This is a genomic window from Sulfurisoma sediminicola (assembly GCF_003865015.1).
In the GTDB taxonomy this organism is placed as follows: domain Bacteria; phylum Pseudomonadota; class Gammaproteobacteria; order Burkholderiales; family Rhodocyclaceae; genus Sulfurisoma; species Sulfurisoma sediminicola.
In genome coordinates, this window is sequence record NZ_BHVV01000006.1 from 138,262 (window position 1) to 162,975 (window position 24,714).

The window sequence follows — 24,714 nt, forward strand, 5'->3', positions numbered from 1 at the left end:
TGAGGCATTATAATGCCGCCCTTTCGTCCAGCCCCATCCTTCCGCGTGCGCCTCACCAAGCTCAAGATCGCCGGTTTCAAGTCCTTCGTCGAGCCGACCACCGTCGTCTTCCCCAGCCAGCTGGCCGGCGTCGTCGGCCCCAACGGCTGCGGCAAGTCGAACATCATCGACGCCGTGCGCTGGGTGCTGGGCGAGTCCAAGGCCTCGGAACTGCGCGGCGAGTCGATCCAGGACGTGATCTTCAAGGGTTCGGGCGGCCGCAAGGAAGTCTCGCGCGCCAGCGTCGAGCTGTTCTTCGACAACGCCCAGGGCCGCGCCGCCGGCCAGTGGTCGCAATACGCCGAAATCACGGTCAAGCGCGTGCTCGACCGCGAGGGCAACTCCAACTACTACATCAACAACCTCCACGTCCGCCGCCGCGACGTCATCGACCTCTTCCTCGGCACCGGCCTCGGGCCGCGCGCCTACGCCATTATCGGCCAGGGCATGATCTCGCGCATCGTCGAGGCCAAGCCCGACGAGCTGCGCTTCTTTCTCGAGGAGGCCGCCGGCGTCACCAAGTACAAGGAACGGCGCAAGGAGACGGAGAACCGGCTCGAGGACGCGCGCGAGAATCTCGCCCGCGTCGACGACATCCGCAACGAGCTCGACAGCCAGATCGGGCGCCTCTCCGCCCAGGCCGAGGTGGCCAAGCAGTATCACGGCCTCAACGGCCAGCTGGCCCATCAGCAGAACCTGCTCTGGCTGAAGAAGCGCAACGACGCCCGCGCCGACGCCGAGCGCCTGGCCCGCGACGTCGAAAAGGCCGAGAACCGCGTCGAGGCCGAGACCGCGCAGCTGCGCGAGGTCGAGGCCCGGGTCGAGCAGTCGCGCGAGGCGCACTTCGCCGCCTCCGACGCGCTGCATGCGGCGCAGGCCGAGATGTACGCGGCCAACGCCGAGGTCAAGCGGCTCGAGTCCGAGATCAACCACGTGCGCGACTCGCGCGTGCGCCTCGAGACGCGCCTGGCGCAGCTTGAAGTCGAGAATGGCCACTGGTCGGGCGAGCTTCAGCGCGTCGAGGAAGAGGAGTTCCGCTGGAAGTCGCTGCTGGAGAACTCGCGCGAACGCGCGCTGACCGCAGGGGCCCGTCACGAAGAGGCGGCCGCGCGCCTGCCCGAAGCCGAGAACGACGTGCAGCTCGCCGGCCAGCTGGTGGCCGAGGCGCGCAAGGCGCTCAACGAAGCCGAGCAGGGCGTGCGCCTGGCCGAGGCCGACCGCGGCCATGCCATCCGCGCGCTCGACAATCTCGCCCAGCGCCGCACTCGCCTCGAGCAGGAGCGCGCCGCGCTCGGTCAGCCCGATCCGGTGCAGCTCGCCGCCGCGCAGGAGGCCGAAGCCCGCGCCGAGGAAGAACTGGCGCAGCAGCAGCAGCGCCTCGCCGACCTGCAGCAGAAGCTGCCGGGTCTCGAGAGCGCGCTGCGCAGCGCGCGCGAGCGCCTGCAGGGCGCCCACCGCCTGGTGACCGAAAGCCGTGCCCGCCACGACGCCCTGCAGCAACTGCAAAGCCGGGTGCAGCAGAGCGGCGAGATCGGCGACTGGCTTAAGCAGCAGAACCTGGCCGACGCGCAGCCGCTGTGGCGCGCGATCCAGGTCGAGGCGGGCTGGGAAACGGCCGTCGAGGCGGTGCTGCGCGAGCGGCTGGCCGCGCTGGCAACCGACGCGGCGACGGCGCAACGCGCGCTTGCCGTGCCGCCACCGCAGACTTTTTCTCTGGCCCTGCCCGATGGTGCTCCGGCACGGCCCGCGCCGGAAAATTCGCTGCGCGACAAGGTGCGCTGCGACGACCCGCGCTGGGCGGCGGTGCTGGACGACTGGCTGGCCGATGTCGCCTGCGTTGCCAGCGCCGGCGAACTGGCGGCAGCGACGGCCGGCATCAAGGTCAGCCGCGAGGGCCATCTGCGCTCACCGCACGGCCTCACGCTGTATGTCCCCGATGCCCGCATCCACGGCGTCATCGAGCGCCAGCGCGAGATCGAGGAACTGGCGGCGCTGATCGAATCGCGCGAGCTGGAAGAAGAAGCCGCGCGCGAGACGCAGCAGGAGGCCGAGCGGCAACTGGCCGAGGGGCAGCAGCAGCTGGCCGAGGCTCGCCGCGCCGCACAGGAAGCGCAGCAGCGGCTCCATGCCGCGCACGTCGAGGCGCTCAAGCTGACCCAGGCGCAGGCGCGCTTCGAGGAACGCGCCGGCCAGATCGATCGCGACCTCGAGGAAATCGGCCGCGGCGAAACCAACGAACGTACCGAGCAGGGGCGTGCCGATGCCGAAGCGCTGCGCTGCCGCGAGCAGCTCGATGCGGTGCGGGCTCGGCTCGAAGAGACGCTCGACCAGCAACGGCAGAAGGACGTGGCCTTGCGCGAGGCGCGCGCCCTCGAACACCAGCTGGCGCGCGAGGCGCAGGAGGCAGGGTTCTCCGAGCGCGAGTGCCTGTCCAAGCTCGAGGACAACGCCCGCGCCGCCGAGATCGCCCGCACCCAGCTGGCGCGGGTGGCGACCGAAACCGAGGCGGCGCGCACGGAAATCGCCGGCATCTCGGATGCCGTGTTGCAGGAGCAGTTGCAGTCCGCGCTCTCCGGCCGCCAGGGCCGCGAGGGACTGCTCGGCGAGCGGCGCAACGCGCTGGAGACGGCTGCTGCGGACTTGCGCATTCTCGACGAGCAGCGCCTCAAGCTCGAGCAGGGTCTGCAGCCGGCACGCGACCGCATCACCGCCATCAAGCTCAAGCAGCAGGAAGCGCACCTCAACGAGGAACAGTTCCAGCAGCGGCTGGTCGAAGCCGGCGTGCATGATGAGGCTGCGGAGGCGGCGCTCGCCGCCGACCTCACGCCGGGGCTCAGGGAAAGCGCGCTGGCCGGCGACATTGCCCGGCTGGCGGCGGAAATCGAAGCGCTGGGTCCGGTCAATCTCGCCGCGCTCGAGGAGCTCGCCGTGGCCGAGGAGCGCAAGGGCTTCCTCGATGCGCAATCGACCGACCTCGCCACCGCCATCAACACGCTCGAGGACGCGATCCGCCGCATCGACCGCGAGACGCGCGAGCAGTTGCAGCAAACCTACGATGCCGTCAACGGTCATTTCGGCACGCTGTTCCCGCTGCTCTTCGGCGGCGGCGAAGCCCGGCTGATTCTCACCGGCGAAGAGATCCTCGACGCCGGCATCCAGATCATGGCGCAGCCGCCGGGCAAGAAGAATTCCACGATCCACCTGCTTTCCGGCGGCGAGAAGGCACTGACCGCGACGGCGCTGGTGTTCGCATTGTTCCAGCTCAACCCGGCGCCGTTCTGCATGCTCGACGAGGTGGATGCGCCGCTCGACGACAGCAATACCGAACGTTTCTGCGAACTGGTCAAGCGCATGTCGGTGCAGACCCAGTTCATTTTCATCACCCACAACAAGATCGCGATGGAAATGGCGCAGCAGCTGATCGGGGTCACCATGCAGGAGCAGGGCGTCTCCCGCGTCGTCGAGGTCGATGTTCAGGAAGCGCTGCTCATGACGAAGGAGGCTGCCTAGCCATGGCCATCAGCGAACTGCAGCTTGCCCTGATCGGCGTCGGCGCCGCCGCCGTCGCCGGGGTCTGGGGCTACAACAAGTGGCAGGAGCGCAAGCACCGGCAGCTGGCCGAGCGCATCCTCCGCGGCGGCGGGCAGACCGATGTTCTGCTCGATGCGACCGCTGCGCCTAAGGGTGTCGGTGCGACGGGCGACGATGCGGTCATCGATTCGACGCAGCGTGTCGAGCCGGTGTTTCCGCCGGAGACGGAGGTCGAGCCGCTTGCCGCCGACGCGTCCGACTCGCCCTGGGCCGACCCCTTGGCCGACGGCGTCGGCCGTCTCGAGTTCGTCGAGGCTGTTGCGGCACCGGCCCTGTGGGCCGCCCAGGCTGAATGGGCCGGCCATCTGGCGAAGCCGCTGAACTGGGTCGCGCAGGTCGGCGGCGAGTGGCGGCGGCTGACGGCGCACGATGCCGGTCGCTACACCGTCTTCCTCGCAGCGCAGCAGCTCGCCGACCGTCGCGGTGCCGTCAGCGAAACCGAACTTACGGTATTCGCCGAAGGCGTGCGTCACCTCGCGGCGCAACTCGGCGGCGTGGCCACGGTGCCCGAGGTCGGCACGATGCTGGAGCAGGCCCGGGCCCTCGACGAGTTCTGCGCCGGCGTCGACGTCCAGCTCAGCATCAACATCGCCGATCCGGGCGGCACGGCCTTCGCCGGCACCAAGCTGCGCGGCCTGGCCGAGGCCGCCGGCATGAAGCTCGACGACGACGGCCGCTACCACGCCTGCGACGAGCAGGGCGAGACGCTCTACACCCTGGGCAATCTCGGCGTCGAGCTGTTCGAGGCGGATTCCCTCGGCTCGCTGGCGACGCACGGTGTCACGCTGACGCTGGACGTGCCCAATGTCGGACAGGGCGCTCGCGTTTTCGACCGCATGGTGGTGACGGCGCGGCAGTTCGCCCAGGGCCTCGGCGGCGTGCTGGTCGACGCCCAGCGCGCGCCGCTGACCGACGCGATGATCGCCGGCATCCGCGCCAAGATCGAGGAAATCCAGGTGCGGATGGAAGCGCGGCAGATCGTCGCCGGCTCCGCCCGCGCCCATCGCCTGTTCTCCTGATGCAGAGCACGGCCGAGCGTGCGTGCCGCCTCCGGACCGCCGGAGTCGAACGTGTCGTCTGAGAAGTCGGCGGCCGGCGACACTCGCGGGCGCTTCGCCCCCGCCTCCGGCGGGTCTCCCTTCGCTGCTCGCGCCGCCATCCTCCGCGCCGAGATCGAGCGCCACAACCACGCCTATTACGTACTCGATGCACCCACCATACCCGACGCCGAGTACGACAAGCTGTTCCGCGAACTGGTCGAGCTGGAGCAGGCCCATCCCGAGCTGGCCGTGCCAGATTCGCCGACGCAGCGCGTCGGCGGCGCGCCGCTCGCGGAGTTCGGCCAGATGCAGCACCGCGTGCCGATGCTCTCGCTCAACAACGCTTTCAGTGCCGAAGAGGCGGCCGCGTTCGATCGGCGTTGTCGCGACGGACTCGGCCTCGATGAAATCGCGTATGCGGTCGAGCCGAAGTTCGACGGCCTTGCCATCACGCTGATCTACGAGGACGGCGTGTTCGTGCAGGGTGCGACGCGCGGCGACGGCTTCACCGGCGAGGACGTCACCGCCAACCTGCGCACGGTGAAGAGCATCCCCTTGCGTCTTGCCGCTGATGCGCCGTGTCGGCTGGAGGTCCGCGGCGAAGTTTTGATGTACCGCGCCGAGTTCGAGAAGCTCAACCGTCGTCAGCGCGAGCGCGGCGAGAAGGAATTCGCCAATCCGCGCAACGCCGCCGCCGGCAGCCTGCGCCAGCTCGACTCGAAGATCACGGCGCGGCGGCCGCTGCGCTTCTTCGCCTATGGCGTCGCCGATGTCGCCGCCGTGACGCCGGCGCCGATTTTTCATGCCGAGATGATGGACCGGCTGGCGGCCTGGGGCTTCCCGGTCGCGGCCGAGCGCGATGTCGTGCGCGGGGCGGCGGGGTTGGCAGACTACTATGCCCGCATCGGCGCCGCGCGCCCGGGTTTGCCCTACGACATCGACGGCGTGGTGTACAAGGTCAATCGCCTGGCCGACCAGGATCGGCTCGGCTTCGTCTCGCGGGCGCCGCGTTTCGCCATCGCCCACAAGTTCCCGGCCGAGGAGGCCTTGACCACGGTCGAGGCGATCGAGGTCCAGGTCGGCCGCACCGGCGCGCTGACGCCGGTGGCGCGCCTCGTACCGGTCTTCGTCGGTGGCGTGACCGTCACCAACGCGACCTTGCACAACGAGGACGAGGTGCGGCGCAAGGACGTGCGCATCGGCGACACGGTGATCGTGCGCCGCGCCGGCGACGTGATTCCCGAGGTCGTCGCCATCGTGCCCGAGCGGCGCCCCATCATGGCGCCGGAGTTCCACATGCCGAAGAAATGTCCGGTCTGCGGCTCGGCGGTGGAGAGACCCGAGGACGAGGCGATCGCGCGCTGCAGCGGCGGCCTGTTCTGTCCGGCACAGCGCAAGCAGGCGCTGCTGCATTTCGCCTCGCGCCGTGCGATGGACATCGAGGGCCTCGGCGAGAAGCTGGTGGAGCAACTCGTCGACAACGCCATCGTCAAGACGCCGGCCGACCTCTACAAGCTTGGTCTTCTGGCGCTGGCCAACCTCGAGCGCATGGCCGCGAAGTCGGCCGCCAACATTCTTGCCGCGATCGAGAAGAGCCGCGCGACGACGCTGGCTCGCTTCATTTACGCGCTCGGCATCCGCAACGTCGGCGAGGCCACGGCCAGGGACCTGGCGCGTCACTTCGGCGGCCTCGACGCGCTGCTGGCCGCCGATGAATCGGCGCTGCAGCATGTGCCCGACGTCGGACCGGTGGTGGCGGCCTCGATCGCCCGCTTCTGCGCCGAGCCGCACAACGTCGAAGTGATCGAACAGCTGCGCGCCGCCGGCGTGCATTGGCCGGAGGGAGTGCCGGCCGCGGCCGTGACCTCGGCCATCGCCGGCAAGACTTTCGTGCTCACCGGCACGCTCCCGACGCTGACGCGCGAGGCCGCGAAGGAACTGATCGAGGCCCGCGGCGGCAAGGTCGCCGGGTCGGTGTCGAAGAAGACTGATTACGTCATTGCCGGCGCGGAAGCCGGCTCGAAACTCGACAAGGCGCAACAAGTCGGGGTTACCATCCTCGACGAGGCGCAATTCCTGGAGCTGATCGATTCATGAGACACGTGACCAAAGCGGTATTTCCCGTTGCAGGCCTAGGCACCCGCTTCCTGCCGGCGACCAAGGCGAGTCCCAAGGAGATGCTGCCCATCGTAGACAAGCCGCTCATCCAGTACGCGGTCGAGGAAGCCGTCGAGGCGGGCATCACCGACATGATCTTCGTCACCGGCCGTTCCAAGCGCGCGATCGAGGATCATTTCGACAAGGCCTACGAACTCGAGAGCGAACTCGAACTGCGTGGCAAGACGGAGATGCTGGAATTCGTGCGCAACATGCTGCCGAAGAACATCAACTGCATCTACATTCGCCAGGCCGAGGCGCTGGGTCTCGGCCATGCCGTGCTCTGTGCCAAGCACGTCATCGGCAGCGACCCCTTTGCGGTACTGCTGGCCGACGACCTGCTCGACAATGATCCCGCCGTGCTCAAGCAGATGGTCGATGTCTATGGCTACTACCACTGCTCGGTGCTCGGCGTGCAGGACGTGCCGCGCGAGGAAACCAAGAACTACGGCATCGTCGAGGCCAAGCCGCTGGCCGAGCGCATCGAGCAGATCTCGGCGATCGTCGAGAAGCCCAGCCCCGCGCAGGCGCCGTCGACGCAGGCGGTGGTCGGCCGCTACGTCTTCACCTCGCGCATCTTCCATCACCTCGAGCGCGTCAAGCCCGGCGCCGGCGGCGAGATCCAGCTTACCGACGGCATCTCGGCGCTGCTCTCCGAGCAGCAGGTGCTGGCCTATCGCTACCTCGGCACCCGTTACGACTGCGGCTCCAAGCTCGGCTACCTCCAGGCCATGGTCGAGTTCGGACTGCGCCATCACGAGGTCGGCGCGGACTTCTCCCGCTATCTCGAGCGGCTGGGCCGTGGCGCCTGAAGAGGCGCGGCGCCTGCTGGCCGAGGCCGAGCTGATCTGCCCGGCGGAGGAGGTCGCGCGGGCCATCGATCGCCTGGCCGCGGAAATCTCGGCGCGCCTCGGGGAGACGAACCCGCTGGTGCTGACGGTAATGTCCGGCGGCATCTACTTCGCCGGGCAGCTGCTGCCCAGGCTCGCTTTCCCGCTCGAGTGCGACTACCTCCATGCCACCCGCTACCGCAACACCACGCAGGGCCACGACATCGAGTGGCTCGCCGAGCCGCGCACGCCGGTGGCGGGACGCACCGTGCTGCTGCTCGACGACATCCTCGACGAGGGCATCACCCTCGCGGCGATCAAGCAGCGCCTGCTCGCGCAGGGCGCCCGGGAATGCCTGACCGCGGTGCTGACCGAGAAGGATCTCGCCGGTCGCGACAAGCCCGCATGCGCCGACTTCGTCGGCCTGACCCTGCCGGATCGCTACGTCTTCGGCTGCGGCATGGATGTCCGCGGCGCCTGGCGCAACCTGCCCGCGATTTACGCGGTCAAGGGCCTCTGAGGCAGGAATGACCCAGCCCCGCACCCGCGTCGTGATCCTCGGCGCCGGCGGGCGCGACTTCCACGACTTCAATCGCGTGTTCCGCGACGACCCGACGGTCGAGGTGGTCGCATTCACCGCGACCCAGATTCCCGGCATCGCCGGCCGGCGCTATCCGCCCGAGCTGGCGGGCTCGCACTATCCCGAGGGCATCCCGATCGTGGCCGAGGCCGAGCTGGAAGCGCTCTGCCGGCGCCACGCCATCGAGCGCGTCGTGTTCGCCTACAGCGATGTGCCGCACGCGCACGTGATGCATCTGGCCTCGCGGGCACTGGCTGCCGGCGCCGACTTCGAGCTGCCCGGTCCGGCCGCGACGCAGGTCGTCGCCGGCGTGCCGGTCATCGCCGTGTCCGCGGTACGCACAGGCTGCGGCAAGTCGCAGACGGCGCGCTACCTCTCCCGCCTGCTGCGGGACGCGGGTCGGCGCGTTGCGGTGATCCGCCATCCCATGCCCTACGGCGACCTCTCGCGCCAGGCGGTGCAGCGCTTTGCCGCGCGCGCCGATCTCGACGCGGCGGCCTGCACCATCGAGGAACGCGAGGAGTACGAGCCGCACCTCGTCGCCGGCAACGTGGTGTTCGCCGGCGTCGATTACGCGCGGATCGTCGAGCGGGCGCAGGCCGAGGCCGACCTGATTCTGTGGGACGGAGGCAACAACGACTTTCCCTTCCTGCGCCCGGACCTGCACATCGTGCTGGTCGATGCGCTGCGGCCCGGCCAGGTGGCGAGCCATCATCCGGGCGAGGCGGTGCTGCGCATGGCCGACGTCATCGTCGTCGCCAAGTGCGATGCCGCGTCGGTGGAAGCGGTGGAGCAGGTCACCTCGGCGGCCCGCGCCGTCAATCCGCATGCCGCGATCGTGCGGGCGGCGTCGCCGGTCCGCCTCGACGACGGCGAGACCGTGCGCGGACGGCGCGTGCTGGTGGTCGAGGACGGGCCGACGCTGACGCACGGGGGCATGCCCTGGGGTGCCGGCCACGTCGCGGCCCTGCGGGCCGGGGCGCAACTCGTCGATCCGCGGCCCTACGCCGCGCCCGGCCTGCGGGAGGCCTTCGCCGCCTATCCGCACATCGGCCCGGTGCTGCCGGCGCTCGGCTACTCGCCGGCGCAGGTCGAGGCGCTGCGGCAGAGCATCGCGGCCACGCCGGCCGACGTCGTCGTGGCCGCCACCCCGATCGACCTCGCCGCGCTGATCGAAATCGACAAGCCGGTGGTACGTGTCCGTTACGAATTCGCCGAAATGGAAGTGCCGGGTCTGGTCGGCGCCGTCAGGGATTTCCTGGCGTGCTTACAAGCCTAGCCGTACACCTTGCACATCAGCGGGCTGACCGTCGGATTCGAGAGGTAGCCGATCGCGGACAGTATTGCGGCGGCGATGGCCAGGCGCCTGGCCCGGACCAGCCACGGCGACCACCGCCAGCTCTCAAGAAACACGACTGGCCGCCCCGAGTGTTTCGTGGCCCCTTGAGGCGAGATCGCCGCGTAGCGGCGATCTCGGGGTGGGCTCATCTGTTCTTGCGGCCCGCTTCGAGGCGTCGCCGCAGGATTTCCGTCCGCATCTCGTTGAACTGCTCTTCGGTTTCGCTCTTGATGAACGACGGGCCGACGATGGGCGGGATGCTCTGGTTGCTGGTCGAGTCGCCGCGGTAGGTGATGCGGGTGCCCTGCGCGGTGGGGATGAGCTGGGTCACGCCTTCGAAGCGCTTGAGCGTGCCGCTGACCTGTCTGGACTGGATGCGCTCGTATGGCGTCAGCGTCAGCTCTCGCACGGCTTCGAACGGGAAGTGCAGCGGGCCGAAGCGCGCTGCGCCCTTGGTCCGCACGCGGACGACGTTGTCCTGGCGCGACACGACTTCGCTGGTCTCCAGGTTCGAAACGAACCGGGCCATGTTGTCGAAATCGGTCAGCACGGCCCAGGCCTCCTGCGGCGTGACATCGACCGTGTAGCTCGCGGTGACCTGCACGTCGTCGCCGCTGATGCGGACGGTGACCTCGACCTCGCCGTTGCGCTCGTCGGCAGCGCGGGCCGGTAGCGCAGCGGCGCCGAGGCCGACCAGCAGGATCAGCAGGGGCGCGAGTCGGGCCATGGGTCGTTCTCGATCAGGCCGTTTCTTCCTTGCCCGCGCGCTTGCGTTCGTGAGCCTTGAGGAAGCGCTTGCGCAGGCGGATCGATTTCGGCGTGATCTCGACTAGCTCGTCGTCGTCGATGAACTCGACCGCGCTCTCCAGGGTGAGCTTGATCGGCGTGGTCAGGCGCACGGCCTCGTCGGTGCCCGAGGCGCGGACGTTGGTGAGCTTCTTGCCCTTGATCGGGTTCACCACGAGGTCGTTGTCGCGGCTGTGGATGCCGATGATCATGCCTTCATACAGCTTGTCGCCGGGGCTGACGAACATGCGGCCGCGATCTTCCAGGTTCCACAACGCGTAGGCGACGGCCTCGCCGTCGTCCTGCGAGATCAGCACGCCGTTGTGGCGGCCGGGCAGGTCGGGCTTGACCGGGGCGTAATCGTCGAAGATGTGGCTCATCAGGCCGGTGCCGCGCGTCATGGTCATGAAGTCGGACTGGAAACCGATGAGGCCCCGCGCCGGGATGTGGTACTCGAGGCGGGTGCGGCCCTTGCCGTCGGATTCCATGTTGGTCAGCTCGCCGCGACGGCGGCCCAGTTCCTCCATCACCGAACCCTGGCTCGTGTCTTCGAGGTCGATGGTGAGGTTCTCGTAGGGCTCGCACTTCTGGCCGTCGATGTCCTTGTACACGACGCGCGGCTTGGCCACGGCCATCTCGAAGCCCTCGCGGCGCATGTTCTCGAGCAGAATGGTGAGGTGCAGTTCGCCGCGGCCGGAGACGCGGAATACGTCCGAGTCGGCGGTGTCCTCGACGCGCATCGCCACGTTGACCAGCAGTTCCTTGGTCAAACGGTCGCGGATCTGGCGGCTGGTGACGAACTTGCCTTCGGTGCCGGCCAGCGGCGAGGAGTTGACCATGAAGTCCATGGTCAGCGTCGGTTCGTCTACCGTGAGCACCGGCAGGCCGATGGGGTTGTCGCGGTCGGCGATGGTGACGCCGATGCCGATGTCCTCGAGGCCCGAGATGATGACGATGTCGCCGGCTTCGGCCTCTTCGACCGGCACGCGGTCGAGGCCCTGGAAGCCCAGCACCTGGTTGATGCGACCCTGGCCGACCTGCTCCTCGTGGTTCATCACCACCACGAACTGTCCCGGCTTGATGCGGCCGTTGAGGACGCGGCCAACGCCGAGGCGACCGGTGTAGGTCGAATAGTCGAGCGCGGCCAGCTGCAGCTGCAGCGGCGCGTCGGGGTTGCCCGCGGGCGCCGGCACGTGCTTGAGCACGGTCTCGAACAGCGGCCGCATGTTGTCTGATTCCTCCTCCAACTCCATCTTGGCGAAGCCGTTGAGGCCCGAGGCATAGATGATGGGGAAATCGAGCTGCTCGTCGGTGGCGCCGAGCTTGTCGAAGAGGTCGAAGGTCTGGTCCACCACCCAGTTCGGCCGCGCGCCCGGGCGGTCGATCTTGTTGATGACGACGATGGGCTTGAGGCCCAGCGCCAGCGCCTTCTTGGTGACGAAGCGCGTCTGCGGCATCGGACCCTCGACGGCATCGACCAGCAGCAGCACGCCATCGACCATGCCGAGAACGCGTTCCACCTCGCCGCCGAAGTCGGCGTGGCCCGGCGTGTCGACGATGTTGATGTGGGTGCCCTCGAAGTCGATGGCGGTGTTTTTCGCCAGGATGGTGATGCCGCGCTCCTTCTCGAGGTCGTTCGAGTCCATGACGCGCTCGTCGACCTGCTGGTTTTCGCGGAAGGTGCCGGATTGCCGCAGCAGCTGGTCGACCAGGGTGGTCTTGCCGTGGTCGACGTGGGCTATGATGGCGATGTTGCGGAGCTGGCGGGACATGGGTGGGCGCCTTGGAAAAAAAGGGGCGAATTTTACCACGCGACGGTGCCGTCTCCGCGTCATTTTCGGGAGTGATGCATGCTGGCAATCATCGGCGGCAGCGGCCTGACGCAGCTGGCCTATCTCAACGTCACCCACCGCGAGGTGGTGCGCACGCCCTACGGCGAGCCATCCGGCATTCTCAACTTCGGCCGCATCGGTTGTCGCGACGTGGTCTTCATCGCGCGCCACGGCCACGGCCACACCATCCCGCCGCACCTGGTGAATTACCGCGCCAACGTCTGGTCGCTGGCCCGCGCGGCGCACGCCGAAGGCATCGTTTCGGTGGCATCGGTCGGCGGCATCCGCAGCGACCTCAAGCCCGGCGTCGTCGTCGTGCCGCACCAGATCCTCGACTACACCTGGGGCCGCAAGCATACCTACGAGGAGGGCGGCGACACCCAGGTCGCGCATGTCGATTTCACGGAACCCTACGACGCGACGCTGCGCCAGGGCCTGCTGGCCGCGGCGACGGATGCCGGCGAGCTCGTGGTCGACGGTGCGGTCTACGCCACCACCCAGGGGCCGCGGCTGGAAACCGCGGCGGAGATCAACTGCATCGAGCGCGACGGCGGCGACATCGTCGGCATGACCGGCATGCCCGAGGCGAGCCTCGCGCGCGAGCTCGATGTGCCCTACGCCGCGATCTGCGTCGTCGCCAACTGGTGCGCCGGACGCCACGACTCGGCCAACGGCATCCGCTTCGACGCCATCGAGGGGCTGCTGCAGGACACGCATGCCCGGGTGCGGCGCATCATCGAGCACTTCTGCGTGGCATGATCCGCGAGGTGCTGCGCATGGGCGATCCGCGCCTGCTGCGCGTCGCGCGCCCGGTCGAGCGTTTCGACACGCGGGAACTGCGCCAGCTGCTCGCCGACATGCGCGACACCATGGCCCATCTCGACGGCGCCGGGCTGGCCGCGCCGCAGATTGGCGTCGACCTGCGGGTGGTGATCTTCGGCGTCGAGTCGAACCCGCGTTATCCGCAGGTCGAGGCGGTGCCCGACACCGTGCTCATCAACCCCGAGCTCACGCCGCTGGGAAGCGAAGAGGAGGAGGGCTGGGAAGGCTGTCTTTCCGTGCCGGGCATGCGCGGCTGGGTGCCGCGGCTCTCGCGCCTGCGCTATGCCGGCTTCGACGAACGGGGCCGCCGTTTCGAACGCGAGGTGGCGGGTTTCCATGCCCGCGTGGTGCAGCACGAATGCGACCACCTCGACGGCATCCTCTACCCGATGCGAATCCGCGACTTCGGCAGGTTCGGTTTCACCGACGTGCTGTTCCCCGACGGCGCGGTGGCGCCGGACGATTGATGCCGCTCCAGCGTCTTCTCCTCCTCCTCATCGCCCCGCTGTTCCTCGCCGCCTGCGGCGGCGGGCACAAGGCGCAGCCGCTGCCGGCGGGCGCGGCGGTGCTCGCGTTCGGCGACAGCGTCACCTTCGGCACCGGTGCCGCCCCCGGCGAGGACTACCCGACGCGGCTGGCGGCGATCACCGGCTGGACCATCACCAACGCCGGCATTCCCGGCGACACCACCGAGGCGGCCAGGGGGCGCATCCGTGCCGCGCTGGAGCAGTCGAATCCCGCGCTGGTGATCGTCGAACTCGGCGGCAACGACTTCCTGCGGCGGCGGCCCGAGAAGCAGATCAAGGAGGACCTGCGCAAGATCCTTGCCACAGTGCGCGCCGCCAGGATTCCGGTGGTGCTGGTCGCCGTGCCGCGCTTCTCGCTGCTCGGCGCGGTCGTGGGCGCCTTGCCCGACGCGGAGCTCTACGAGCAGCTGGCCGAGGAGGAGAAGGTGCCGCTGGTGCCCAAGGTCTTCGGGCGCATCCTCGCCGACCCCGGGCTCAAGGCGGACCAGATTCACCCCAACGCCGAGGGCTACCGCCAGCTGGCCGACGGGATCGCCGAAGGCCTGCGCAAGGCCGGTTTCCTGGCCAGGTAGCCGGCTGCAGGGAAAAGTCGGCGCTGGCGGCACGGTGATTCGGGCGGCGCGTCAGCTTCCCGAAATCTGCCCGTGGCTATACTTTCCAATCTGCGAGGAGGAACGAGCGTGAGCTTCAAGGCCTATCTGATCGAGCAGCAGGACGGCAAGGTGGGGAGCGGCTTCGTCGACATGGACGAGAGCCGGCTCGATCCGGGCGAGGTGACGATCCGCGTCGCCTGGTCGAGCGTCAATTACAAGGATGCGCTGGCGGCGACCGGGGCCGGCCGCATCATCCGGCGTTTCCCCTGCATCGGCGGCGTCGACCTCGCCGGCACGGTGACGGCGAGCGCCGATCCGCGCTTCGTTCCCGGCGAGGAAGTGATCGCCACCAGCTACGACATCGGCGTCGCCCACCACGGCGGCTATGCGGAAGTGGCGTGCGTGCCGGCCGACTGGGTCATCAAGCGCCCGGCCGGCCTCACGCTGAAGGAGGCGATGGCGCTCGGCACGGCGGGTTTCACCGCGGGCCTGGGCATCGTGCGCATGGAGGAGAACGGCCTGCGCCCCGACAAGGGCCCGGTCGTCGTCTCAGGCGCGACCGGCGGCGTCGGCAGCCTCGCCATCGACATGCTGGCCGGGCGGGGCTACGAGGTGGTCGCGCTGACCGGCAAGGAAAGCGAAACGGACTATCTCAAGAGTATCGGCGCCAAGGAAGTCCTGCTGCGACAGTCGCTCGACCTCGCCAGGATCAAGCCGCTAGGCAATGAAATGTGGGCGGGCGCCGTCGACAACCTCGGCGGCGACGTGCTGGCCTGGATGGCCAGCACCATGAAGCGAGGCGGCACCATCGCCAGCATCGGCCTGGCCGCGAGCATGAGCCTCAACACCACGGTGGCGCCCTTCATCCTGCGCGGCGCCTGCCTGCTGGGCATCGACTCGGGTTACACCGGCGAGCCCTACCGCCACGGCGTCTGGCAGCGCCTGGCCACCGACCTCAAGCCCAAGCATCTGGCGGCGATGACGCGGACCATCGCCTTCGCCGACCTGCCGCAAGTGTTCGACGATTTCATCCAGGCGCGCGCCCATGGCCGCGTCGTGGTCGAGATCGGCGCCTGACCATCCACAAGAACGAAACGGGAGCGAGACATGGCCAGTTACAAGGAATTTCACAAGCGTTCCATCGAGCAGCCGGACGCCTTCTGGGGCGAGGAGGCGAAACTGATCGACTGGCACAAGCCGCCGCAGCAGATCTGCGACTACTCGCGCCCGCCCTTCGTCAAATGGTTCGTCGGCGGCGAGACCAACCTCTGCCACAACGCGGTCGACCGCCACGCCGCCGCCCGTCCCAACGACCGCGCGCTGATCTACGTCTCGACCGAGACCAACGAGGAGAAGGTCTATACCTTTGCCGAGCTCAAGTCCGAAGTGATGCGCATGGCGGCGATCATGCAGTCGCTCGGCGTCGGCAAGGGCGACCGCGTGCTGATCTACATGCCGATGATCGCCGAGGCCTGCTTCGCCATGCTCGCCTGCGTCCGCATCGGCGCGATCCACTCGGTGGTGTTCGGCGGCTTCGCCTCGGGTTCGCTGGCGACCCGCATCGACGACGCCAAGCCCAAGCTCATCGTTTCGTCGGATGCCGGCATGCGCGGCGGCAAGGCCGTGCCATATAAGCATTTGTTGGACGAGGCGATCAATCTCGCCCAGTCCAAGCCGGGCAAGGTGCTGATGATCGATCGCGGCCTCGACAAGGCATTCAACAAGGTCGCCGGCCGCGACGTCGATTACGCCACGCTGCGCGCCGAGCACATGAACGCCGACGTGCCCTGCACCTGGCTGGAATCCTCCGAGCCCTCGTACATCCTCTACACCTCGGGCACCACCGGCAAGCCCAAGGGCGTGCAGCGCGACACCGGCGGCTACGCCGTGGCGCTGGCGGCCTCGATGAAGCACATCTATACCGGTTTCGCCGGCGAGACCTATTTCGCCACCTCCGACATCGGCTGGGTGGTGGGCCACAGCTACATCATCTACGGCCCGTTGATCGCCGGCATGGCCACGGTGATGTACGAGGGCACGCCGATCCGCCCTGATGCCGGCATCTGGTGGCAGATCGTCGAGAAGTACAAGGTCAACGTCATGTTCTCGGCGCCGACCGCGGTGCGCGTGCTGAAGAAGCAGGATCCGGCGTACATGAAGAAGTACGACCTCTCGAGCTTGAAGCATTTGTTCCTCGCCGGCGAGCCGCTGGACCAGCCCACCCACGAATGGATCATGGGCGAACTCAAGCTGCCGGTGATCGACAACTACTGGCAGACGGAGACCGGCTGGCCGATGTTGTCGACGGTGCGCGGCATCGAGGATACGAAGATCAAGTTCGGCACGCCATCCTTCCCGGTGTACGGCTTCAATCTCAAGATCTTCCGCGAGGACGGCACGGAGTGCGCACCCAACGAGAAGGGCATCGTCGGCGTGGTGCCGCCGCTGCCGCCGGGCTGCCTGTCGACGGTCTGGGGCGACGACGACCGCTTCGTCAAGACCTATTTCAGCCTGTTCAAGGAGCCGCTGGTCTATTCGTCGTTCGACTGGGGCATCCGCGACGAAGAGAACTACCACTTCATCCTCGGCCGCACCGACGACGTCATCAACGTCGCCGGCCATCGCCTCGGCACGCGCGAGATCGAGGAGGCGGTGCAGGGGCACAGCGCCATCGCCGAAGTGGCCGTGGTCGGCGTCGCCGATCAGCTCAAGGGCCAGGAGCCCGTCGCCTTCGCCGTGGTCAAGGACGCGGCGCGCATCGCCACGCTCGAACTGCGCGAGGCGCTGGAGAAGGAGGTCAAGAAGACCGTGGACGAAAGTCTTGGCGCCATCGCCCGGCCCAAGCGCGTGCATTTCGTCACCGGCCTGCCCAAGACGCGTTCCGGCAAGATGCTGCGCCGCTCCATCCAGGCGCTGGCCGAAGGCCGCGATCCCGGCGATCTGACCACCATCGACGACCAATCGACTCTGGAGCAGATCAGGCAAGCTCTGGCGGGTTGAAAATTCTTTGACAGGGTGCGCGATTCGGGTAGAATGCGCCCCTCTTTTAGTTACGGCATTACGTTCGCTAACGCGGGCATGAAGCTTAACTTTTTGCAGGCGCGTAGCTCAGCTGGTTAGAGCACCACCTTGACATGGTGGGGGTCGTTGGTTCGAGTCCAATCGCGCCTACCAACAATAGAAAACGGCCACCCACGGGTGGCCGTTTTCATTGGTGCCGCTGCCTGGATCAGGCGTTGGCACCCTTCGCCGTCACACCCTTGAGCTGCGCCTGCGCCGCAGCCAGGCGGGCGATGGGTACGCGCGGGCCGGAGCAGGAGACGTAGTTGAGGCCGATCTCGTGGCAGAAGGCGATCGACTCGGGATGGCCGCCGTGCTCGCCGCAGATGCCGATCTTGAGGTCGGGACGGGTGGCGCGGCCGCGCTCGACGGCGATCTTCATGACTTCGCCGACGCCCTTGATGTCGAGCACTTCGAACGGGTTGTCCTGCAGGATGCCGGTCTCGTTGTAGGCGGGCAGGAACTTGTTTTCGGCATCCTCGCGCGAGAACGAGAACGTCGCCTGGGTGAGGTCGTTGGTGCCGAAGGAGAAGAACTCGGCATCCTCGGCCATGCGCCCGGCGCGCATGCAGGCGCGAACCACCTCGAGCATGCTGCCGAACTTGTACTGCACGTCGATGCCGTGGGTCAGGACGACGATCTTGTGGATGCGCTTGACGTAGCTGTGGATGCGCATGAGTTCCTCGACGGTCGCCACCTGCGGCACCATGATTTCCGGATAGACCTCGATGCCTTCCTTGGCACAGAGGGCCGCCGCTTCGAGCACGGCCTGGATCTGCATCGAGTAGATCTCGGGGAAGGTGATGCCGAGACGCACGCCGCGGTGGCCGAGCATGGGGTTCACTTCGGCCAGGGAACGGACCTTGCGCAGCGTCTTTTCCTTCTTGACGATGACGTCTTCTTCGAGATGCGACTCCTTGAAGGTGGTCATCGCGTCGTTGAGGCGGCCGAGGCCGTCGGCGTATTTCTGGTAGAGGCCGGGGTTGAGAAGCTTGAGGGTCTCCGGCAGTTCCTCGATGCCCTTGATGGTGTCCCGCAGATGCCGCAGATGGGTGATTTCCATCTCGAGCTGGGCCGCCGTCGGCAGGAACTCGTGCATCGGCGGGTCGAGCAGCCGTACGGTGACCGGCAGGCCCTTCATGGCCTTGAAGATGCCCTTGAAGTCGTTGCGCTGGATCGGCAGCAGGCGGTCGAGTGCGGCCTGGCGTTCTTCCAGCGTCTCGGCCAGGATCATTTCCTGCACGATGGGCAGGCGGTCGGTGCTGTTGAACATGCGCTCGGTGCGACACAAACCGATGCCTTTTGCGCCGAAGGCGCGGGCCTTGACGGCGTCGCCAGGCGTGTCGGCGTTGGCGCGGACTTCGAGGCGAGCGGCCTGGTCGGCCCAGGTCAGCAGGGTGGTGAGTTCTTCCGAGACCTCCGGCTCGACGGTCGGCACTTCGCCGGCATAGACGTGGCCGGTGCCGCCGTCGATGGTGATGACATCGCCCTCGTGCAGCGTCATGTCGCCGATGGTGGCCTTGCGCGCGAAGTCGTCGATGTGGATGGCCTCGCAGCCGGAGACGCAGGCCTTGCCCATGCCGCGCGCGACCACGGCGGCGTGGGAAGTCTTGCCGCCGCGGCTGGTGAGGATGCCCCGCGCATGGAAGAAGCCGTGGATGTCCTCGGGCTTGGTTTCCTCGCGGACGAGGATGATCTTCTCGCCGCTGCGACCGCGCGCCTCGGCGGTGTCGGCATCGAAGACGATGTGGCCGGAAGCTGCGCCGGGCGAGGCTGGCAGGCCCTGGGCCAGCGAGTTGCCCTTGAAGTTGGGCGCGAGCTGCGGTACCAGCAGCTGCTCCAGGATCGACGGGTGGATGCGCAGCAGTGCCTGTTCCTTGGTGATGAAGCCTTCGTTGCACATCTCGACCGAACTGCGCACCATGCCGCGCGCGTTCATCTTGCCGTTGCGCGTCTGCAGGCAGTAGAGGATGCCCTTCTCGATGGTGAACTCGAAGTCCTGGACTTCCTTGTAGTGCGATTCGAGGCGGTTGTGCAGCTGGATCAGCTGGTCGTAGATCTCGGGCATTTCCTGCGCCATCTCGGCGATGGGCTTGGGCGTGCGGATGCCGGCGACGACGTCTTCGCCCTGGGCATTCACCAGATATTCGCCGTAGATCAGGTTCTCGCCGGTGCCCGGGTTGCGCGTGAAGCCGACGCCGGTGCCGGAGTCGTTGCCCATGTTGCCGAACACCATGGTGACGATGTTGACCGCCGTGCCGCTCGCCTGGTCGGGCGTGATCTTGAACTGCTTGCGGTAGTCGACGGCGCGCTTGCCGTTCCAGGAACGGAATACGGCCTTGATGGCGATGTCGAGTTGCTCGAAGGGGTCCTGCGGGAAAGGCTTGCCGGAGTGGCGGTGGACGATGGCGAGGAAGGCTTCGGCGAGTTCCTTCAGTTGATCGGCCTTGAGGTCGACGTCCTGCCTGGCGTGGTAGGCGGTCTTGACCTCTTTCATCTTCTCGTCGAATGGCTCGTCGGGAATGTTGAGCGCGATCTTGGCGAACAGCTGGATGAAGCGGCGGTAGGCGTCCCAGGCGAAGCGCTCGTTGCCGGTCTGCTTGATCAGGCCCTGCAGCGAGGTCTCATTGAGGCCGAGGTTGAGGATGGTGTCCATCATGCCGGGCATCGACATGGCCGAGCCGGAGCGGACGGAGACGAGCAGCGGATTGTCGGCCGAACCGAAGCCCTTGCCGGTCTTCTTCTCGAGCGCTGCCATCTGCTTCTTGACGTCCTCCCAGACACCGTCGGGCAGGCGGTTGTTCTCGAGGAAGGCCAGACAGGCCTCGGTGGTGATGACGAAACCGGGCGGGACGTTGAGCCCGATCTGCGTCATTTCGCAAAGGTTCGCGCCCTTGCCGCCGAGCAGCATCTTGTTCTTGCCGTCGCCTTCCTCGAAGGTGTAGATCATCTTGCCTTTTGCCATCTTGCACTCCCGTATTTTTTGGAATTTATTGCATAGCAGCAATTTTGCAAGAATAACCGATTTCAGCTGACAGGGGAATGACGCGGAAGCGACAGCGAATTCGCCCGCGGCGATTGCTGCGACCGCTGATTTCGTGAGAAAATTCGGGCCATTCGAAAGCTTTGTCACGCAGGGCGGAAGGCCTTTTCGGTGCTTTTCGCCCTGTCGCATTTTCTGGAGTCAGATCAATGCCGGTCATCACCCTGCCCGATGGTTCGAAACGCGAATTTCCCGCTCCGCTGACGGTGGGGGAGGTCGCTGCGTCGATCGGCCCGGGCCTGGCGAAGTCGGCGCTGGCGGGGCGCCTCGATGGCAAGCTGGTCGACACCTCCTGCCGCATCGAGAACGACGCCGACCTCGCCATCGTCACCGACCGGGACGCCGACGGCGTGGACATCATCCGCCACTCCACAGCCCACCTGCTGGCCTACGCAGTGAAGGAGCTCTTTCCCGAGGCTCAGGTGACCATCGGCCCGGTGATCGACAAGGGTTTCTACTACGACTTCGCCTGCAAGACCCCGTTCACGCCGGACGATCTCGCCGCCATCGAAAAGCGCATGGCCGAACTGGCGAAGAAGGACTTTCCGGTGACGCGCGAGGTTTGGTCGCGCGACAAGGCGGTGGAGTTCTTCAAGGGCATCGGCGAGCACTACAAGGCCGAACTGATCGCGGCGATTCCGGCGGGCGAGGATGTCTCGCTCTATCGCGAAGGCGATTTCATCGACCTCTGCCGCGGCCCGCACGTGCCCTCGACGGGCAAGCTCAAGGTCTTCAAGCTGATGAAGGTGGCCGGCGCCTACTGGCGCGGGGACGCCAAGAACGCGCAACTGCAGCGCATCTACGGCACGGCCTGGGCGAAGAAGGACGAGCTCGACGCCTACCTCCACATGCTGGAGGAGGCCGAGAAGCGCGACCATCGCAAGCTCGGCCGCGCGCTGGATCTCTTCCACCTGCAGGAGGAGGCGCCCGGCCTGGTCTTCTGGCATCCGCACGGCTGGACGGTGTGGCAGGAGATCGAGCAGTACATGCGCAAGGTCTATCGCGACAACGGCTACCAGGAAGTGCGCTGCCCGCAGATCCTCGACCGCACGCTGTGGGAGAAGTCGGGCCATTGGGAGCACTACAAGGCCAACATGTTCACCACGGAGTCGGAGAGCCGCGACTACGCCATCAAGCCAATGAACTGCCCCGGTCACGTGCAAATATTCAACACCGATGTGCGCTCCTACCGCGACCTGCCGCTGCGCTACGGCGAGTTCGGCTCCTGTCACCGCAACGAGCCCTCGGGCGCGCTGCACGGCGTGATGCGCGTGCGCGGTTTCACCCAGGACGACGGCCACGTCTTCTGCACCGAGGACCAGATCCAGCCCGAGGTCACGGCCTTCAACGAACTCGTGCGCAAGGTCTACGCGGATTTCGGCTTCCATGACGTCGCCGTGAAGCTGGCGCTGCGGCCCGACAGCCGCGTCGGCGCCGACGAATCGTGGGACAAGGCCGAGGATGCCCTGCGCGCCTCGCTCAAGGCCAGTGGCCTCGAGTGGGAGGAACTGCCGGGCGAGGGCGCCTTCTACGGCCCGAAGATCGAGTTCCACATCAAGGACGCCATCGGTCGCTCCTGGCAGTGCGGCACCATGCAGGTCGATTTCTCCATGCCCGGCCGGCTCGGCGCCGAATACGTCGGCGAGGACAATGCCCGCCACACGCCCGTGATGCTGCATCGCGCCATCCTCGGTTCGCTCGAGCGCTTCATCGGCATCCTCGTCGAAAACCATGCCGGCGCCTTCCCGCTCTGGCTGGCGCCGGTGCAGGTCGTGGTCATGAGCATCTCCGAGCATCAGGCCGATTACGCCGCCACTGTGGCGGAAAAGCTGCGGCTGGCGGGCCTGCGCGTCGAACTTGATTTGCGCGGCGAGAAAATAAACTATAAAATCCGCGAACATAGCTTGTTGAAGCGGCCTTGCTTCGTCGTCATCGGCGACAAGGAAAAGGCCGCGGGAATGGTCGCCGTGCGTGCCCGGGGCAATCAGGATCTCGGGCAGATGTCCCCCGAAGCCTTGATCGAGCGTTTGCTGACAGAGAAGGCCAGCAAGGGCGCGGCGTCCTGATTTTTTGAATTTTTTGGAGAACTGAACCATCGCTCAGGAAAAATCGCAGCGCCTCAACGACGAGATTACGGCCCCTGAAGTCCGCCTGGTCGGTGCCGAGAGCGAGCAGCTTGGCATCGTGCCGATTGCTCAGGCACTGGCAGCCGCCGAAGTCGCCGGTCTGGATCTGGTTGAAATTGCACCCATGGCGCAGCCGCCGGTCTGCCGCATCATGGACTTCGGCAAGTTCAAGTACCAGGAGGCCAAGCGGGCTCACGAGGCCAAGCTGAAGCAGAAGCAGGTTCAGGTCAAGGAAGTGAAGTTTCGGCCGGGTACCGACGAGAACGACTACCAGATCAAGTTGCGCAACGTCATCAAGTTCCTGGCCGAGGGCGACAAGGCGAAGATCACGCTGCGCTTCCGCGGCCGAGAAATGGCGCACCAGGAAATCGGCATGCGCATGCTGGAGCGGATCAAGACGGACCTGGGTGAACTGATTCAGGTCGAGCAGTTCCCGAAGATGGAAGGTCGCCAGCTGATCATGGTGCTGGCACCGACGAAGAAGCAGATCAAGCACTGAGTTTCACCCGCTGGCCGCGCGAGTTTGCGTGGCGGGCGGGGAATACAAGCGGAGCGGGTCATCAAGTGCCTTCGAGGTGAAGGCCACCTGGCAACGTGTCAAAAGAAGGAGATCTTCGATGCCGAAGATGAAGACCAAGAGCGGGGCCAAGAAGCGCTTCAAAGTGCGCGCCGGCGGCACCATCAAACGCTCGCAGGCGTTCAAGCGCCACATCCTCACCAAGAAAACCACCAAGAGCAAGCGCCAGCTGCGTGGCATGACGGCCGTCCATGACGCCGACACCAAGCAGGTTCGGGCGATGATGCCCTACGCGTAAGGAGACCAGACCATGCCACGAGTCAAACGCGGTGTAACGGCGCGCGCGCGCCACAAGAAGGTTCTCGACGCGGCCAAGGGTTATCGCGGTCGTCGTTCCACGGTCTATCGCATCGCCAAAGAGGCGGTGATGAAGGCCGGCCAGTACCAGTACCGCGACCGCCGTCAGCGGAAGCGTCAGTTCCGCGCCCTGTGGATCGCCCGTATCAACGCGGGTGCCCGTGAGCTCGGCATGAAGTACAGCACCCTGATGAACGGCCTCAAAAAGGCCTCGATCGAAGTCGATCGCAAGGTGCTGGCCGATCTGGCGGTGTTCGACAAGCCGGCTTTCGCCGCGCTCGCCAACCAGGCCAAGGCCCAGCTCGGCGCGTAAGCTGCAAAGCTGCACCATGAAAAGGAGGCTCCGGTTCGTCTGGCGCCTCCTTTTTTAATTCGACACACAAGATTTCGCTCAAGTGGATAACCTCGATCAACTAGTTGCCTCGGCCCTGGCCGAGTTCGCCGCTGTGTCCGAACCGGCGCGGCTCGAGGACGTCAAGGCGCGCTACCTCGGCAAGGACGGTACGCTGACGGCCCTGCTCAAGGGTCTCGGCAAGCTGCCGCCGGAGGAGCGCAAGACCGCCGGCGCCGCCATCAACGTCGCCAAGGGCACCGTGGAGTCGGCGCTGGCGGCACGCCGCGATGCGCTGCGCCACGCTGCGCTCGAGTCGCAGCTGGCGGCCGAGGCGCTCGACGTGACCCTGCCGGGCCGCGCCCAGTCGCAGGGCAGCATCCATCCGGTGATGCGCACGCTCGACCGCATCGAGCAGCTGTTCCGCTCCATCGGCTTCGAAGTCGCCGACGGCCCCGAGATCGAGGCCGACTGGCACAACTTCACCGCGCTGAACACGCCCGAGAACCACCCGGCGCGTTCGATGCACGACACCTTCTATCTGCTCGGACCGGACGGCCGTGTGCGCGAGGACGTACTGTTGCGCACCCATACCAGCCCGGTGCAGATACGCACCATGCTGGCCCATGTCGAGAAGCACAAGCATCTCGAACACATGCCCGAGATCCGCGTGATCTGCCCGGGCCGGGTCTATCGCGTCGATTCCGACGCCACCCATTCGCCGATGTTCCACCAGGTCGAGGGACTCTGGGTCGGCGAGGACGTCAGCTTCGCCGACCTCAAGGGCGTCGTCGCCGATTTCCTGCGCCGCTTCTTCGAGAGCGATGACCTCAAGGTGCGCTTCCGCCCCTCCTTCTTCCCGTTCACCGAGCCCTCTGCAGAGATCGACGTGGCCTTCATGAGCGGCCCGCTCGAAGGGCGCTGGCTCGAGATCGCCGGCTGCGGCATGGTGCATCCCAACGTGCTGCGCTTCGGCGGCGTCGATCCGGAAAAGTACACGGGCTTCGCCTTCGGCATGGGGCCGGACCGCCTGACCATGCTGCGTTACGGCATCAACGACCTCCGTCTGTTCTTCGACGGCGACTTGCGCTTCCTTTCGCAGTTCCAATAACCAAAAATGGCCCCCCACGCTCGCAAACCCGGC

19 protein-coding genes, 1 tRNA gene and 1 pseudogene are annotated in these 24,714 nt (G+C 66.8%); 17 read left to right on the forward strand and 4 right to left on the reverse strand.

Annotated elements, in window-relative coordinates:
- Positions 1-45 precede the first annotated feature (45 nt).
- Genes smc through EJE94_RS09580 form a run of 6 tightly spaced genes read left to right on the forward strand, consistent with a single transcriptional unit; the run spans position 46 to position 9,516 of the window.
- The gene (gene smc, locus EJE94_RS09555) at positions 46-3,549 is read left to right on the forward strand and encodes a chromosome segregation protein SMC (RefSeq protein WP_207855884.1); all 3,504 of its coding nucleotides are present in this window, start codon (positions 46-48) and stop codon (positions 3,547-3,549) included.
- A 2-nt stretch (positions 3,550-3,551) separates the two neighbouring features.
- The gene (locus EJE94_RS09560; RefSeq protein WP_121240942.1) at positions 3,552-4,649 is read left to right on the forward strand and encodes a cell division protein ZipA; all 1,098 of its coding nucleotides are present in this window, start codon (positions 3,552-3,554) and stop codon (positions 4,647-4,649) included.
- 51 nt (positions 4,650-4,700) lie between these two features.
- Entirely contained in the window at positions 4,701-6,767 is a 2,067-nt protein-coding gene (ligA, locus tag EJE94_RS09565) for an NAD-dependent DNA ligase LigA (RefSeq protein ID WP_121242204.1), read from the forward strand.
- Positions 6,764-7,639 carry a UTP--glucose-1-phosphate uridylyltransferase GalU gene (gene galU, locus EJE94_RS09570; protein ID WP_121240944.1) on the forward strand — a complete coding sequence of 292 codons (876 nt, stop codon included), beginning with the start codon at positions 6,764-6,766 and terminating at the stop codon, positions 7,637-7,639. The genes ligA and galU overlap by 4 nt, the downstream gene beginning before the upstream one ends.
- The gene (locus tag EJE94_RS09575) at positions 7,629-8,177 is read left to right on the forward strand and encodes a hypoxanthine-guanine phosphoribosyltransferase (RefSeq protein ID WP_121240946.1); all 549 of its coding nucleotides are present in this window, start codon (positions 7,629-7,631) and stop codon (positions 8,175-8,177) included. The genes galU and EJE94_RS09575 overlap by 11 nt, the downstream gene beginning before the upstream one ends.
- A 7-nt stretch (positions 8,178-8,184) precedes the next feature.
- The gene (locus EJE94_RS09580; RefSeq protein WP_121240948.1) at positions 8,185-9,516 is read left to right on the forward strand and encodes a cyclic 2,3-diphosphoglycerate synthase; all 1,332 of its coding nucleotides are present in this window, start codon (positions 8,185-8,187) and stop codon (positions 9,514-9,516) included.
- Here the strand turns inward: EJE94_RS09580 and EJE94_RS09585 are convergent.
- From EJE94_RS09585 to typA, 3 genes are read right to left on the reverse strand one after another with little or no spacing between them, the layout of a single operon-like run.
- Positions 9,513-9,725, reverse strand: a complete 213-nt coding sequence (locus EJE94_RS09585) for a hypothetical protein (RefSeq protein WP_124962439.1) — start codon at positions 9,723-9,725, stop codon at positions 9,513-9,515. The genes EJE94_RS09580 and EJE94_RS09585 overlap by 4 nt on opposite strands.
- The gene (locus tag EJE94_RS09590) at positions 9,722-10,303 is read right to left on the reverse strand and encodes an SRPBCC family protein (protein WP_121240950.1); all 582 of its coding nucleotides are present in this window, start codon (positions 10,301-10,303) and stop codon (positions 9,722-9,724) included. The genes EJE94_RS09585 and EJE94_RS09590 overlap by 4 nt, the downstream gene beginning before the upstream one ends.
- Positions 10,304-10,316: 13 nt before the next feature.
- Positions 10,317-12,134 (reverse strand): translational GTPase TypA, encoded by a 1,818-nt coding sequence (typA, locus tag EJE94_RS09595; protein ID WP_121240957.1) that lies wholly within the window; start codon positions 12,132-12,134, stop codon positions 10,317-10,319.
- A gap of 78 nt (positions 12,135-12,212) precedes the next feature.
- Here typA and EJE94_RS09600 point away from each other — a divergent pair, with 78 nt between their 5' ends.
- The 6 genes and pseudogenes from EJE94_RS09600 (at position 12,213) to EJE94_RS09625 (ending at position 17,310) form a co-directional block, all read left to right on the forward strand.
- Entirely contained in the window at positions 12,213-12,953 is a 741-nt protein-coding gene (locus EJE94_RS09600; RefSeq protein ID WP_121240959.1) for an S-methyl-5'-thioinosine phosphorylase, read from the forward strand.
- Complete coding sequence (gene def / locus EJE94_RS09605) at positions 12,950-13,483, forward strand: peptide deformylase (protein WP_121240961.1); 534 nt, start codon at positions 12,950-12,952, stop codon at positions 13,481-13,483. The genes EJE94_RS09600 and def overlap by 4 nt, the downstream gene beginning before the upstream one ends.
- Positions 13,483-14,115 (forward strand): arylesterase, encoded by a 633-nt coding sequence (locus tag EJE94_RS09610; RefSeq protein WP_121240963.1) that lies wholly within the window; start codon positions 13,483-13,485, stop codon positions 14,113-14,115. Before def ends, EJE94_RS09610 begins: the two co-directional genes overlap by 1 nt.
- A 108-nt stretch (positions 14,116-14,223) precedes the next feature.
- Entirely contained in the window at positions 14,224-15,213 is a 990-nt protein-coding gene (locus EJE94_RS09615) for an oxidoreductase (RefSeq protein WP_121240965.1), read from the forward strand.
- Positions 15,214-15,237: 24 nt separating this feature from the next.
- Positions 15,238-17,136: pseudogene (locus tag EJE94_RS09620) on the forward strand (propionate--CoA ligase); the annotation flags it as partial.
- Positions 17,137-17,233: 97 nt separating this feature from the next.
- A tRNA-Val gene (locus EJE94_RS09625) sits at positions 17,234-17,310 on the forward strand.
- A 55-nt stretch (positions 17,311-17,365) separates the two neighbouring features.
- Here the strand turns inward: EJE94_RS09625 and ppdK are convergent.
- Complete coding sequence (gene ppdK / locus EJE94_RS09630) at positions 17,366-20,161, reverse strand: pyruvate, phosphate dikinase (protein ID WP_121240969.1); 2,796 nt, start codon at positions 20,159-20,161, stop codon at positions 17,366-17,368.
- A gap of 227 nt (positions 20,162-20,388) precedes the next feature.
- Here ppdK and thrS point away from each other — a divergent pair, with 227 nt between their 5' ends.
- From thrS to pheS, 5 genes are all read left to right on the forward strand, one after another.
- Positions 20,389-22,305, forward strand: a complete 1,917-nt coding sequence (gene thrS, locus EJE94_RS09635) for a threonine--tRNA ligase (RefSeq protein ID WP_121240971.1) — start codon at positions 20,389-20,391, stop codon at positions 22,303-22,305.
- Between the two features lie 28 nt (positions 22,306-22,333).
- Positions 22,334-22,864: a translation initiation factor IF-3 gene (gene infC / locus EJE94_RS09640; RefSeq protein ID WP_121240973.1), complete on the forward strand. Its 531-nt coding sequence runs from the start codon at positions 22,334-22,336 to the stop codon at positions 22,862-22,864.
- A gap of 118 nt (positions 22,865-22,982) precedes the next feature.
- Positions 22,983-23,180, forward strand: a complete 198-nt coding sequence (gene rpmI / locus EJE94_RS09645) for a 50S ribosomal protein L35 (RefSeq protein ID WP_121240975.1) — start codon at positions 22,983-22,985, stop codon at positions 23,178-23,180.
- Positions 23,181-23,192: 12 nt separating this feature from the next.
- Positions 23,193-23,552 carry a 50S ribosomal protein L20 gene (gene rplT / locus EJE94_RS09650; protein WP_121240977.1) on the forward strand — a complete coding sequence of 120 codons (360 nt, stop codon included), beginning with the start codon at positions 23,193-23,195 and terminating at the stop codon, positions 23,550-23,552.
- Positions 23,553-23,634: 82 nt separating this feature from the next.
- Positions 23,635-24,681: a phenylalanine--tRNA ligase subunit alpha gene (gene pheS / locus EJE94_RS09655; protein WP_121240979.1), complete on the forward strand. Its 1,047-nt coding sequence runs from the start codon at positions 23,635-23,637 to the stop codon at positions 24,679-24,681.
- The last annotated feature ends 33 nt before the right edge of the window (positions 24,682-24,714 follow it).